Annotated in this window: 10 protein-coding genes; 6 read left to right on the top strand and 4 right to left on the bottom strand. The window is 75.5% G+C overall.

All coding sequences use genetic code 11. From position 1 onward, the window contains the following. The first annotated feature begins 29 nt into the window (after positions 1 to 29). The 6 genes from ABEB06_RS28915 (at position 30) to ABEB06_RS28890 (ending at position 7,949) form a co-directional block, all read left to right on the top strand. Positions 30 to 1,226 (top strand): ATP-grasp domain-containing protein, encoded by a 1,197-nt coding sequence (locus ABEB06_RS28915; RefSeq protein ID WP_345699831.1) that lies wholly within the window; start codon positions 30 to 32, stop codon positions 1,224 to 1,226. Continuing rightward, entirely contained in the window at positions 1,223 to 2,893 is a 1,671-nt protein-coding gene (locus tag ABEB06_RS28910) for an IucA/IucC family protein (protein WP_345699830.1), read from the top strand. Before ABEB06_RS28915 ends, ABEB06_RS28910 begins: the two co-directional genes overlap by 4 nt. Beyond that, a complete protein-coding gene (locus tag ABEB06_RS28905; RefSeq protein WP_345699829.1) occupies positions 2,890 to 4,083 on the top strand; it encodes an MFS transporter in 1,194 nt (397 codons plus the stop codon). The genes ABEB06_RS28910 and ABEB06_RS28905 overlap by 4 nt, the downstream gene beginning before the upstream one ends. Continuing rightward, positions 4,080 to 5,864, top strand: a complete 1,785-nt coding sequence (locus tag ABEB06_RS28900; RefSeq protein WP_345699828.1) for an IucA/IucC family protein — start codon at positions 4,080 to 4,082, stop codon at positions 5,862 to 5,864. The genes ABEB06_RS28905 and ABEB06_RS28900 overlap by 4 nt, the downstream gene beginning before the upstream one ends. Next, positions 5,861 to 7,054 carry a type III PLP-dependent enzyme gene (locus tag ABEB06_RS28895; protein WP_345699827.1) on the top strand — a complete coding sequence of 398 codons (1,194 nt, stop codon included), beginning with the start codon at positions 5,861 to 5,863 and terminating at the stop codon, positions 7,052 to 7,054. The genes ABEB06_RS28900 and ABEB06_RS28895 overlap by 4 nt, the downstream gene beginning before the upstream one ends. Before the next feature lie 85 nt (positions 7,055 to 7,139). Next, positions 7,140 to 7,949, top strand: coding sequence for an inositol monophosphatase family protein (locus tag ABEB06_RS28890; protein ID WP_345702027.1), 810 nt, complete (start codon positions 7,140 to 7,142; stop codon positions 7,947 to 7,949). A gap of 213 nt (positions 7,950 to 8,162) precedes the next feature. On the opposite strand, the gene ABEB06_RS28885 is transcribed toward ABEB06_RS28890, so the two are convergent. The 4 genes from ABEB06_RS28885 to ABEB06_RS28870 form a co-directional block, all read right to left on the bottom strand. Further along, positions 8,163 to 9,356: a cytochrome P450 gene (locus ABEB06_RS28885; protein ID WP_345699826.1), complete on the bottom strand. Its 1,194-nt coding sequence runs from the start codon at positions 9,354 to 9,356 to the stop codon at positions 8,163 to 8,165. A gap of 41 nt (positions 9,357 to 9,397) precedes the next feature. Then, complete coding sequence (locus tag ABEB06_RS28880; protein ID WP_345699825.1) at positions 9,398 to 10,120, bottom strand: tRNA-dependent cyclodipeptide synthase; 723 nt, start codon at positions 10,118 to 10,120, stop codon at positions 9,398 to 9,400. Between the two features lie 456 nt (positions 10,121 to 10,576). Beyond that, positions 10,577 to 12,133 carry a pyridoxal phosphate-dependent decarboxylase family protein gene (locus ABEB06_RS28875; protein ID WP_345699824.1) on the bottom strand — a complete coding sequence of 519 codons (1,557 nt, stop codon included), beginning with the start codon at positions 12,131 to 12,133 and terminating at the stop codon, positions 10,577 to 10,579. Next, positions 12,130 to 13,482, bottom strand: a complete 1,353-nt coding sequence (locus ABEB06_RS28870; protein WP_345699823.1) for a diaminobutyrate--2-oxoglutarate transaminase family protein — start codon at positions 13,480 to 13,482, stop codon at positions 12,130 to 12,132. Before ABEB06_RS28870 ends, ABEB06_RS28875 begins: the two co-directional genes overlap by 4 nt. Positions 13,483 to 13,599 lie beyond the last annotated feature (117 nt).

Below are 13,599 nucleotides of genomic sequence, written 5' to 3'. Positions count from 1 at the left end.
TCCACCACTCGTACCGGGGACTGATCACCATGCGGCTCTACCTGCTCGCCCTGAACCCGACCGACTCGGTCACCGACGGCTTCCTGCCGGCGGCGGCGAAGCTCGGCCTCGACGTCACGGTGCTGACCGACAGCGTCGAGGACCACCGCCGGGCCTACGCCGGCCGGGAGTTCAGACCGGAGCTGGTCGAGTGCGAGGTCCGCGACTTCCGCGCGGTGATCAGTACCGTCTCGCAACTGGCGGCCCCCGACGCCGTGTTCAGCAACAGCGACCACCTGCAGACGCAGACCGCGCTGGCCGCCGAGTACTTCGGGCTGCCCGCCAAGGACTGGAAGGCCGCGCTGCGCGCCAAGGACAAGGGCCTGCTGCGCCGCCACCTGGCGCTGACCGGCCTGGACGTGGTCCGCTCCGCCGAGCTGCCGCCCGGCGCGGACCCGGCCGGGCTGGATGTGCCCTTCCCCTGCGTGGTCAAGCCGCGCGAGGGGGTGGCCAGCGAGGACGTCTCGCTGGTCGCCGACGCCGCCGAACTCGCCGGCCGCTGCGCGGAGATCCGCGCCCGGCGGGCGGGGGCCACGCTGGTGGTGGAGGAGTTCCTGGCCGGCGAGCTGCACACCCTGGAGACCCTCGGGGACGGGCACACCCGGCACGTCCTCGGCGGCTTCCGGACCAGGATCTCCCCGCCGCCGGACTTCATCGAGGAGGTCCTCACCTACGTCCCGGCCCACCCGCAGGACGTCACCGCGCAGGTGCTCGCCCAGCTCGACGCGCTCGGCGTCGGACTCGGCGCCTGCCACACCGAGTTCGTCGTCCAGCCGGACGGCCGGGCCCGGCTCATCGAGGTCAACTACCGCGCCATCGGCGACCAGTGCGACCTGATGCTGGCGAAGATCCTCGACATCCCGCTCTTCGAACTGGTGCTGCGCGCCCACCTCGGCGAGCGGCTGCCCGCCGACCTCGGCCTGCGCACCGACCGCCGGGCCCGCAACCAGGCGGTCCTCGCCGACCGGGCCGGCACCCTCACCGCCGCCCCCGGCCCGTACGACAGCGAGGCCGACGGCGTCACCCTCTCCTACCGGCCCGCCCGCGCGGTCGGCGAGACCCACGAGCACTACCGGACCAACCGCGACTACCTGGGCGTGGTCTGGGCGATCGGCCCGAACCAGCAGGCGGCGGACGCGGCCGTCGCCGGGTTCGTCGCCGCCAACCGCTGGGAGATCACCCCGTGACCCCGGCCGAGCGGCTGACCCTGCGGGTGCTCTCCGCCCTGCTGCGCGAGGACGTGCTGGGCCTGCGCACCGGCGCCGTCGAGGAGCTGCGGGCCGACGGGCGGTGGCTGCGCAGCGGCCGGTTCGCCCTGCCGGTGGCGGCCGAGGGCTTCCAGTGCGAGGACGCCGTCCGGCTGCCGCTGCTGGAGGCCGACGGCGAGGAGCTGGGCGAGCTCCCGGAGATCCTGATGCGGCTGGCCGCGGACGCCGACCCGCTGGATCGCGCCGGCCACCTGGCCTTCGCCGAGGAGTGCCGGCAGACCCTGGCCACCATGGAGCTGCACGAGAGCGTCCGGGACGCGGTGCACGGCCGGCTCGCCGAGGCCCACGGCAAGGACCCGGCCCGGTGGACCGGCCTCGGCTCCTCGCTCGCCTTCGACACCCTCGCCGCCTACCTCGACCACCCGGTGTACCCGACCGCGCGCGGCCGATCCGGCCTCAGCGACGAGCAACTGCGGTCGTACGCACCGGAGTTCCACCCGTCGTTCGAGCTGCGCTGGCTGGCCGTGCCGGTCGGCGAGCTGGACGTGCACGGCGTGTCGCCACTCCCCGCCTGGTGGCCCAGCGCCCGGCAGCTCGGCGTGGACGGGCCGTTCCTGACCATCCCGGTGCACCCGCTGACCGTCGACCACCTGCCGGACCTGCCCGGCGCGGTCCTGATCGACGAGCCGTACCTGGAGGTGCTGCCGACCCTGTCGATGCGCACCGTCGCGGTCGCCCACGAGCCCTCGATCCACCTCAAGCTGCCGCTGGCCACCGCCACCCTCGGGATGCGCAACCGGCGCACCATCAAGCCCGGCACGCTCACCGACGGCGCCGCCGGCCAGCTCCTGCTGCAGGCCGTGCTGGAGCGCGAACCCCGCTTCGCCGGGCGCGTCCTGCACGCCGACGAGCAGTGCCACGCGCAGGCCGCCGGCGACGAACTGCTGGCCGTCCTGCTCCGCCGCTACCCGGCCGGCCTGGGCGACGCGGTCACCGTCCCACTGGCCGCGCTGCTCGCCCCGGCACCCGGCGGCCGGCTGGTCGTCGACCACCTCGCCGACCGCTTCTGGGCCGGCTCCGTCCGCGAGCTGTACCGCGAGCTGCTGGAGCTGCTGCTGGACTGGCAGACCACGCTGTTCGGGTACGGCATCGCGCTGGAGTCGCACCAGCAGAACACCTCGCTGGTGCTCGACACCCACCGCGGCCGGACCCGGCTGCGCCTGCTGTACAAGGACAACGACGGCCCCCGGATCAACCTGACCCGGCTCGGCGGCCTCGCCCCCTACCGCGACCTGTTCGACGACGAGCGGATCTTCGGCGACGGGGACCGGGCGCTCACCGACCTGTTCACCACCATCACCGGCCACCTGTGCACCGCCGCCCTCGCCTTCGGCCTCGCCGAGCACGGACGCCTCCCGCTGGAGGACGGCCTCGGGCTGCTGCGCGACACCCTCACCGCGGCGGTCGACCGGCTCGGCGAGGACGGCGCCGCGCTCCGCCGCGACCTGCTGGAGGCCGAACGGCTGCCGGTCAAGGCGATGGTGACCGCCGGCACCCTGCTGGCCAAGGACCGCTCCGGCGCCACCGACATCAACAAGCACTACACCGACGGGCCCAACTACCTGCTCCGCGCGGGGCGGTCGTGAGCACCGGGGCGCTGGAGCGCGGCACCCTCGCCGCGGGCCGGCCCACCGGGCTGGACCGCCGCCAGGTGCACGCGGTGGCCGCCTGCTACTTCGTCGCCTCGTTCGCCGCGCTCGGCCTGCCGCCGTACCTGACCGAGATCCTGCCCACCCTGGGCGACCGCGAGGGGCACTGGGCCGGGCTGCTGTACATCGTGCCGACCGTGTTCAGCGCGCTCGGCGCCCCGTTCTGGGGGCGGCTGGCGGACCGCTTCGGCCGCAAGCGGCTGCTGCTGCGCGCCCAACTCGGGCTCACCGTCTCCTTCCTGCTGGCGGGCGCGGCCGACTCGCTGGCCGGATTCACCGTCGCACTGGTCCTCCAGGGCTTCCTCGGCGGCACCTTCGCCGCCACCAACGGCTACCTCGGCGCCGCGCTGCGCGGCTCCGACCTCTCCCGCGCGCTCACCCTGATGCAGGGCAGCGCCCGCGCCTCGCTGGTCGCCGCGCCGATCCTGGTCGGCGCGCTCTCCCCGTGGATGCCGCCGCACCGGCAGTACCTGCTGATGGCCGTGCTGCCGCTGGCCGCCGCCGCCCTGCTCGCCTTCCTCCCGGAGCCCGAGCAGCCGCCCGGCCAGGCCGCGGCCACCGGCCCGGCGGCCGCCCCGGCGAAGCAGCTGCGCCTGCTCTACCTCTTCGAGTTCGCCTTCGTCTTCGCCACCATCGTCTCCTTCCCCTACCTGATCGCCCTGGTCGAGCAGCAGTTGCCCGGCGTCTCCGGCACGGTCTCCGGCGTGCTCTTCGCCCTGCCGCACCTGGTGTACCTGCTCACCGCCGGCCGCATCCACCACCTGTTCCACCACCGCCCGCGCACCGGCCTGTTCGCCGCCTTCGCGCTGGTCGGCCTCGGCCTCGCCGGGCACGGCGCCGCCCACTCGCTGCCCGCCTTCGTGCTCGCCCGCACGGCCCTCGGCGCCGGCCTCACCCTCGGCCTGGTCTGCCTGTCGGTCCTCGCTGCGGCCGCCGCCGAAGGACGGGCCCCGGGGCGGATGTTCGGCACCCTGGAGCTGGTCTCCAAGGGCGGCGCGGTCGCCGCCGGTGCCGCCGCCGCCCTGGTCAACGGCGCCTTCGGCCCGACCGCCCCCGTGCTCGCCGGCACCGCCGCGGCCGCGCTCGCCGCCGCACTCGTCCTCCTGACCCGCTGGAGCCCCCGATGACGACCACGCAGACCGACCGCCATCCCACGGCGGCGGGCCCGGACGCCCTGCCCACCGCCGACCACGCCGTCGCCCACACCCTGCTGAACTGCCTGCTCCGCGAGGTCTCCGCACCCGAGCACCAGACCGCCGTCGCCGACGGCACCCTGCTGCTGCGCCTCCCCCGCCGCGGCGCGCTGCTGCGGGTCGCGCTGCGCCGCACCTCGCTGCTCGGCGCGCACCGCTTCACCGGCCCGGTCTGCGAGCGGACCCCGGACGGCTGGCGGGAGCTGGCCTGGCGCGAGCTCGCCGAGCACGTCCGCGCGGAGCTCACCCTGCGCACCGGCGTGGCCAACGAGGAGTTCCTCGACCAGGTCGCCTCCAGCCACCACGGCGTCGAATCCGCGCTGGCCGCCCGCCCGGCCGACGGCGGCGACCCGTACCTGGAGTCCGAGCAGGCCCTGCTCTTCGGCCACCGCTTCCACCCGGCGCCCAAGTCCCGCTCCGCCGCCCGCGGCTCCTGGTCCGACTACGCGCCCGAGGCGCGCGCCGCGTTCCGGCTGCGGCACCTCGCCGTCCGCACCGAGTACATCGCCCAGGACACCGCCGACCCGGCCGCGCTCGCCCACCTGGACGCCCTGCGCACCGTCCCCGACGGCTACACCCTGCTGCCGGCCCACCCCTGGCAGTACCGGCTGCTGGCCGACCACCCGCTGCTGCGCGCCGCCCTGGACCGCGGCGACGTCCTCGACCTCGGCGAGGGCGGCACCCCGTACGCGGCCACCGCCTCGGTGCGCACCCTGTACGGCGAGGGCGCGTTCCTCAAGTTCAGCCTCAACGTGCGGATCACCAACTGCCTGCGGAAGAACTCCGCGTACGAGCTCACCGGCGCCGTCACCCTGACCCGGCTGCTCGCCGGGCCGCTCGCCGACCTGGCCGGGCGCTTCCCCGACGCGGCGATGCTGCGCGAGCCCGCCTTCCGCACCCTGGCGCTGCCCGGCGCCGACGGCACGCCCGACACCTCGCTGTTCGAGGGCTTCGGGCTGATCGTCCGGGAGGGCCTGGACGAGGTCGTCCGACCCGGCCTCACCCCGCTGCTCGCCGCCGCCGTCGCCGACGAGTACCCGACCAGCCCCGCACAGGTCTCCGCGCTGCTCGGCGACCGCGACGCCGCGGCCGCCCGCGCCTGGTGGGCCGCCTACCTGCGGCTGGTCGTCCCGCCCGTGCTCGCCGCCTACTTCGACCACGGCATCGTCCTGGAACCTCACCTGCAGAACGTCCTGGTCTGCGTGGACGCCGACGGCCGCCCCGCCCAGGTGCTCTTCCGCGACCTGGAGGGCACCAAGCTGCTCCCCGAGCACAACGCCGCCCTGCTCGCCGCCCTGCCCGCCGACGTCGCCGGGCCGATGACCTACGACGCGCAGCGCGGCTGGGACCGCGTGGTCTACTGCCTGCTCGTCAACCACCTCGCCGAACTGCTCGCCGCCCTCGCCGACCGGCACCCCGAGCTGGAGGCCGGGCTCTGGGAGGAGGTCGGCGCGGCGCTCGGCGCGTACGCCGACGCCCACGGCTGCCCGCCCCGGCTGGCCGCCCTGCTGGCAGGCGTCCCGCTCCCCGCGAAGGCCAACCTGCTCACCCGCTGGACCCGCCGCCCGGACCGCGAGGCGGGCTACGTCCCGCTGGCCTCCCCGCTGTCCCTGCCCGCCGGAGCCTGCGCCCCGCTCCCGGCGACCGCAGCCGTCCCCGCACCGGCCGCCCCCACCGCCGCACCCGCCGCCGCACCCGCCAAGGAGTACGCGTGACCGTCCCGACCGCAGCGGCCGAGCTGGCCGAACTGCCGGCGTACCTGTACGACCTCGCGGCGCTGCGCTCCCACGCGGCCGCGGTCCGCGCCGCCCTGCCCGACCGGGTCGAGCTGTACTACGCCGCCAAGGCCAACCCCGAGGCGCCGGTGCTGACCGCGCTCAGCGGCCTGGTGGACGGCTACGAGGTTTCCTCCGGCGGCGAGTTGGCGCACGTCCACGCCACCGTCCCGGACGCGCCGCTGGCCTTCGGCGGCCCCGGCAAGACGCCCGAGGAGATCGCCGCCGCACTGCGGCTGCCCGCCGTCCGGCGCTGGCACGTGGAGAGCGAGCGGGAGCTGCACGCGCTCGCCGCGGCCGCCGCCACCGCCGACCGGCCCGTGGACGTCCTGCTCCGCGCCAACCTCCCGGTCGGCGACGGCGCGCTCGCCGGCGTCGCGCTGGCCATGGGCGGCCGCCCGACCCCGTTCGGCATGGACCCCGACCGGATCGAGGCCTGCCTCGCCCTGCTGGCCTCCCCCGGCTTCGAGCACCTGCGGCTGCGCGGCATCCACGCCCACCTGGCCAGCGGCCTGCCCGCCGACGAGCAGCTGCGCCTCGCCGAGCGGATCGTCACCTGGTCTACCGAGCTGGCCGCCCGCCACCGCCTCCCGCTGCACGAGGTCAACGTCGGCGGCGGGATGGCCGTCGACTACGACGACCCGGACGCCCGCTTCGACTGGGCCCGGTTCGGCGAGGGCCTCGGCAAGCTGCTGGCCCCGCACCCCGGCCTGACCCTGCGGATCGAACCCGGCCGCGCCCTCACCGCGTACTGCGGCTGGTACGCCACCGAGGTGCTCGACGTGAAGCGCAGCCACGGCGAGGACTTCGCGGTGGTCCGCGGCGGCACCCACCACCTGCGCACCCCGGCCACCCGCGGCCACTCCCAGCCCTTCACGGTGCTGCCCGTCGACCACTGGCCGCACCCGTGGCCCCGTCCCGGCGCCACCGACGCCCCGGTCACCGTCTCCGGCCAGCTGTGCACCCCCAAGGACGTGCTCGCCGCCCGCACCCCGGTCGCCGCACTGCGGGCCGGCGACCGGCTGCTCTTCGCGATGGCCGGCGCCTACGCCTGGAACATCTCGCACCACGAGTTCCTGATGCACCCGCGCCCGGCGTTCCACTATCTGGACCCCGCCGACCCCCGGTAACCGCTGCTCAGCGCGCCGTCCACTGCGCGACCGCCCGCACGGACGTGCGAGAGTGGTACCAGCGGAAGGGAGCGGGCGCGTGCTGATGGAGAAGGTGGCGGAGATCCTCGCCGAGGCGTCGGCGGAGGCGGTGGAACCCAGGTTCCGGGCGCTGGCCGCCGGCGAGGTGATGGAGAAGGCGCCCGGCGAGGTGGTCACGGTCGCCGACCGTGAGGCCGAGCAGATCATCTCCCGTCGGCTGCGCGAACTGCTCCCGGTGCCGGTGGTCGGCGAAGAGGCGGTCTCCGCCGACCCCGAGCTGGCCCGCTCCCTGCACACCGAGCCCGCCGTCTGGCTGGTCGACCCGGTGGACGGCACCTCGAACTTCGTGGCCGGCCGCCCGGACTTCGCGGTGATGGCCGCGCTGGTCCGCGCCGGGCAGACCGTGGCGTCCTGGATCTGGCAGCCGGTCACCGGGACGGCGTACAGCGCCGAGCTCGGCGCCGGCGCCTGGCGCGACGGCCACCGGCTGACCTGCCCGCCGCCCGCCGCGGAGCCGGAGAAGTGGCGCGGCGTCCTGAAGTCCCGCTTCCTCGACCCGGCGGCCCACCACCGGCTGCGGGCCAACGCCCGGGCCTTCGACCACCTCGATCCCGGCCGCAGCTCGGCCGGGATCGAGTACCCGCTGATCACCGTCGGCGAGCAGGACTTCATCCTGTACTGGCGCACCCTGCCGTGGGACCACGCGCCCGGCTCGCTGCTGGTCAGCGAGGCCGGCGGCCGCTCCGCCCGGCTGGACGGCCTCCCCTACCGGCCCGAGGCCCCCGGTTGCCAGGAGGGCCTGCTGGTCGCCGCCGACCCGGAGCAGTGGGAGCGGATCCACCGCATCCTGCTGGACGGCGACTCCCCCGCGTAGGCCGCCGTCCCCGGGCTCACGCCCGCAGGCGGGGATCCCCGCGGGCCCCGGAGCGCCTCCCTGCCGGAGGCGGGAGCCGTCGGGCTTCCGGCTTCCGGCTTCCGGCTTCCGGCTTCCGGCTTCCGGCTTCCGGCTTCCGGCGCGAAGCGTACCGTCGGTGGCGGCCGCCGGGCCGGAGGCCGAGGACCCGCCGGTGGTCGCTGCCCGCGGGCCCTACCAGACCACCGGCAGGCGCTCCGGCAGGCGCTTGATGAAGCCCGGGCGCCAGGCCAGCTGCTCCACCGGGAGGGCGAGCCGCAGCTCGGGCAGCCGCTCGACCAGCGCGGTGATGGCGATCTCCGCATGGGTGCGGCCCAGCGCCGAGGCCGGGCAGAAGTGCCGGCCGCCGCCGAACGCCAGGTGCGGGTTGGACTCCCGGTCGAAGTCGATCCGCTCCGGGTGCGGGAAGACCTCCGGGTCGTTGTTGGCGCCCTCGATCAGCACCAGCACCAGCTCGCCCCGCTCCACCTCCACCTCGCCCAGCCGCACGTCGGCGAGCGCGATCCGGGGCAGCGCGTCGCCGATCGACAGGTTGTAGCGCAGCAGCTCGTCCACCGCCCGGCCGATCACCTGCGGCTCGCGGCGGATCCGCTCGGCGAGCTCGGGCCGCTCCACCAGGTGGATGATGGCGTGCAGCAGGAACGAGGAGGTGGAGACCGCGCCCGCGCCGAACAGCGACAGGGCGACGGTGGCCAGCAGTTCGTCGCTCACCCGGTCCGCGGCGTCCGGCGAGCGGCGCAGTTCGGCGAACCGGCCGAGCAGGCCCTGGGTGGGCTCCGCGTTCAGCTGCTCGACCATGTAGCCGAGATCCTTGTACCAGTTCGGGGTCGAGCCCTCGAAGGGCTTCGGGCTGGTGATGAACGCGACGTCGATGCCGGCCATCAGCCGGCGCCAGTCGTCGGTGGGGATGCCGAGCAGCCGGCAGTGCAGCGCGGCCGAGTACGGCTCGGTGAAGCCGTCGCGCAGCTCGCCGGGGGCGCCCTGGGCGACCAGGTCGTCGATCAGCCGGTGCGCCTGCGCCTCCAACCAGCCCGCCAACTCGCGGTCGGCGCGCGGCGAGAGGGTCTTCATCACGGCGTCGCGCAGGCCGGCGCTGTTGATGTTGCCCATGTTGTCGACCACCTCCGGCGGGATGGTCAGCGCGTACTGGCGCGGCACCCCCGGGTTGGCGGTGTCCTTGAGGCTGAAGCGCTCGTCCTCCAGCACCTGCTTGGCCAGCGCGTAGTTGCTCACCAGCCACGCCTCGTCGCCGGTCATGGTGCGGACCCTGGCCACCGGGTGCTTCTCCCGCAGCAGGTCCACCTCCTCCGGGAGCACGTCGCCGCGCCGGTCGAGCGGGAACGTGAACTCGGGCTGTACCGCGGTCATTCGGGGGTCTCTCCTTGGTTCGGAACGCTGGGGCGGGTCGGTCAGGCAGCGGCGGCGGTCTGCGGGACGGCGGCCGGACGGACCACCGCGTACCCCTGGGCGGGCACCGCGCGCAGGCCCTCGGAACGGCCGAACAGCACCGGGGTGAGCGGCAGTTCGACGTGGTAGCAGGAGACGGACGAGGCCACGCCGAGCAGCGCCGGGGTGTCCAGGAAGAACGGCAGCTCGGCGGCGATGTACTCGACCCCGGCGGCCAGCTGCCCGGCGTCGGGTCCGTCGGCCCCGGCCGGCCGGGACCGCAGGAAGGCCCCGGCCATACCCTCCGTCGCCGCCCGCAGCACCGGGTCGACGGCCAGTGCGTGCAGCACCTCGCGGTGCAACTCCCGGTAGGCGGGCCGGTCCTGGAACTCGGAGAGCCCGTGCACCCCGACCCGGCTGCACGCCGCCTCGGCCACCGCGGTGCGGATCCGTCTCCGGGTGGCCTTCACCTCCTTGGCGGCCCGCCGCTCGGCCTGTTCGGGCGGGTAGCCGGACGCCGCGTACTGGGCGTCCACGTGCAGATCGGCGTAGACGATGTCGACGGCATCGAAGAACTCGCGTCCCCAGACGACGAGTTCGGCGATCCGCCGAGAAGTGAAATAGCTGTTTCCCGGACTCACGCCGATCAACAGGTGGTCTGCCCGGTCGAACACCGCCCGGCAGCGCTCGGAGAACGGTTCCGCCTCGAACATGCTGAATGTGGTGCTCAGGAGCGTTTCGCTCATGCCGCGGCCTCCGCGTAGCAGAACTGAGTACAGAGGAAAGGGGATTCACCGCAGCCGTCGCACGGCGCCGGGCCGTCGGGATGGGACGGGCCGGGGGCAGACGGCGGGAACCGCCCGGGGTGCGGGCGGGGAGAAGGAGGACGAGGTCCTGGGGGTGCTAGGGCTGCCCAGCAGTCATGCGATCACGCATGGACGGAGCTCCCTCGCGCCGCTAGTCCCTGGGAGCCGAGTGCTCCCGGTGTGGCGGCGACTACGAGAAGTTACCGCCGAACGCGGCTGAATCCGCAAGTCCGGAAGAGGAGATGGCGGAATTCCGCCCGCACACGGCCGAAAACACGTGGACAGGCGGAAGAATGTATGTTCACGGACCCTGGACGGAGCATTCCGGTGAATGGCCGTCAGCATTCACGGCCAGTGTACATTCCTCCGATCCTCTTGCCCGGAAGGGCGATTCGGCTAGGACGATCCGGCCACCCGGCGGCCCGTCCCCACCACCGCGGCCAGCAGGGCGGCCAGGTCGGCGGGCGTGGTGTGCGGGTTGAGCAGGGTCAGCTTCAGCCGCACCCGGCCGGGCCCCTCGCCCGGGAGCTCGGTGCGGCCCACCACCGCCCGGCCGGAGCGCAGCAGCTCACGGCGGAGCTCGGCGTTGACCCGGTCGGCGTCCGCGCGCCGCTCCGGCAGGAAGCGGAAGACCACGCTGGTCAGCACCGGGTCGCAGTGCAACTCCAGCGACGGCTCGGCGGCTACCAGCGCCGCGGCGGCGTGCGCCAGGTCGTGGCAGCGGTCGACCAGCTCGCCGAGCCCGGCACGGCCCAGCGTGCGCAGGGTGACCGCCAGCTTGAACGCGTCCGGTCGGCGGGTGGTGCGCAGCGACAGGCCCAGCAGGCTCGGATAGCCGGCCTCCTCGTCGTCGGCCGGGTTCAGGTACACGGCGCGGCGGGCCAGCGAGGCGTAGGCGGCCCGGTCACGGACCAGGAACACCCCGGCGGCGGCGGGCTGCCAGCCCAGCTTGTGCCAGTCGAGCGAGACCGAGTCCGCGGCGGCGACGCCGTCGAGCAGCGGCGCCAGCCGGTCCGAGAGCAGCGCGCCACCGCCGTACGCCGCGTCCACGTGCAGCCAGGCGCCGTACCGGGCCGCCAGCTCGGCCGCCTCCGGCAGCGGGTCGACCGCCCCGGTGTCGGTGGTGCCGGCGGTGGCCACCACCGCGACCGGCGTCTCGCCGCGCCGCCGGACCCCCTCCAGTGCCTCGGCGAGCGCCGCAGGGTCCATCCGCAGCGTCCGGTCGACGGCGACCGGGAGCACGGCGCGTTCACCGAGGCCGAGCAGCGCGGCCGCGCGCTGCACGGAGAAGTGCGCCGCCGCGGAGGCGAGGACCCGCGGCCGGGCGGCGGCCGGGACGCCTACCGACTCCACGTCCGGGCCGAGCCGCTGGTCCCGCGCCAGCATCAGGCCCATCAGGTTGGACTCCGTACCGCCCGAGGTCAGCACCCCCGCCGAGCGGGCCGGGTCGAAGCCGACCAGCGCCGCCAACTCGGCCAGCAGCCCGGTCTCCAGCGCGGTCGCGGCGGGCGCCTGGTCCCAGGAGTCCTGCGACGGGTTGAGCGCGCTGACCGCCAGGTCGGCGGCGGCGGCGACGGCCAGCGGTGGGCAGTGCAGGTGCGCGGCGCACGCCGGGTCGGCGGGGTCGGCGCCGCCGTACGCGAGCAGCTCGGTGAACCGCGCCAGCGCTTCGGGGCCCGGGGCGGCCGCCATCGCCTCCCGGACCAGCGCGGTGACCGCGGCGGGCTCGCCCGCGACGATCGGCCCGCCGCGCCGCGCCGCACCGGCGGCGAGCGCGGCCAGCACGGTGTCGAGCAGCGGGCCCAGCGCCGCGGGCGTCGCGAGCGCGGGGCGCCGCGGGCCCGCGGGCCCGCCGGGCGCGACCGGCCCCGGAGCGCGGCGGACGTGCTGCGAGGGCCGCCCGCCCGGCCGCCCTCGCGGCCCCTCGGTCCCGTGCGCGCCGTCGCCGCTCATGCCGCGGCGATCGCGTCGCAGAGGCGGTCCAGGACGGCCTCCGTCTGCTCGTCGGTGATGGTGAGCGGTGGGAGCAGGCGCAGCACCGCGTCGTGGCGCCCGCCGAGCTCGACGATCAGGCCGCGGGCGAGGCAGGCCTCCCGCACCCGGACGGCGAGCCGCGGGTCCGGCGGCAGGGCGCCGCAGCTGTCGGGCTCGGCCGCGGGGTCGACCAGCTCGACGCCCAGCATCAGGCCGCGGCCGCGGACGTCGCCGATCACCGGCAGCCGGCCGCGCGCGCCGTCCAGGCGGGCGGCCATCCGGGCGCCGACCGTCTCCGCGCGCGCCACCAGCCCGTTGGCGGCGACGAAGCGCAGCGTCGCCGCGCCGGCCGCCATGGCGAGGGTGTTGCCGCGGAAGGTGCCGGTGTGCGCGCCGGGCCGCCAGCCGTCGTACTCCTCGCGGTAGACCACCACGGCGAGCGGCAGGCTGCCGCCGATCGCCTTGGACAGGACCATCGCGTCGGGCACCACACCGCTGTGCTCGACGGCCCACATCGCGCCCGTCCGGCCGACGCCGGTCTGCACCTCGTCGAGGATCAGCGGGATGCCGCGCTCGGTGGTGATCCGCCGCATCTCGCGCAGCCAGCCGTCGGGGGCGGGGACGACGCCGCCCTCGCCCTGCACCGCCTCGACGATCATCGCGGCGGGCGGCAGCACCCCGCCGGAGGGGTCGTCGAGCAGCCGCTCGGTGTACGCGGCGGAGAGCTCGGCGCCGCGCTCGCCGCCGACCCCGAACGGGCAGCGGTAGGAGTACGGGAACGGCAGCCGGGTGACCTCGCCGCCGCTGGGCAGCGGCTCCTTGACCGCGACGCTGCCGGTGACGGCGAGGGCGCCGGCGGTCATGCCGTGGTACGCGCCGGTGAAGGCGAGCGCGCCGCGCCGGCCGGTGGCGGTCTGCATCAGCTTGAGCGCGGCCTCCACCGCGTCGGTGCCGGCGGGGCCGCAGAAGTGGATCCGGGCCCGCTCGGCGAAGCCGGCGGGGAGGCTCTCCAGCAGGGCGGTGGTGAAGTCGTCCTTCTCGGCGGTCGCCAGGTCGAGCAGGTGGAGGGGTGCGCCGCTGTCCAGGGTGCGGCGGATCGCCTCCAGCACCACCGGGTGGTTGTGACCGAGGGCGAGGGTGCCCGCGCCGGAGAGGCAGTCCAGGTAGCGGCGGCCGTCGGCGCCCTCCACCGTCATGCCGTTGGCCCGGACCGGCACGATCGGGAACGACCGGGCGTAGGTGCGGGCGGCCGACTCGCGGATGCGCTGGCGGCGCAGGATCGCGTCGCCGGCGGGGGCCGGCGTGGCGGTGCCGACGGTGAGGGTCACAGCAGGGCTCTCCCTTGACTTAGGTAAGCCTAACTTTACCGCCCATGATCGGCCCGGCCGGCTCCACCGCCGAAGACCACCCGTACGAGTGACAACCCGCCCACCGGGACAAACGAG

This window comes from Kitasatospora terrestris, from assembly GCF_039542905.1.
GTDB lineage: Bacteria > Actinomycetota > Actinomycetes > Streptomycetales > Streptomycetaceae > Kitasatospora > Kitasatospora terrestris.
Note: the sequence above shows the minus strand (reverse complement) of the source record. Positions and strands in the feature narration are given on the sequence as shown.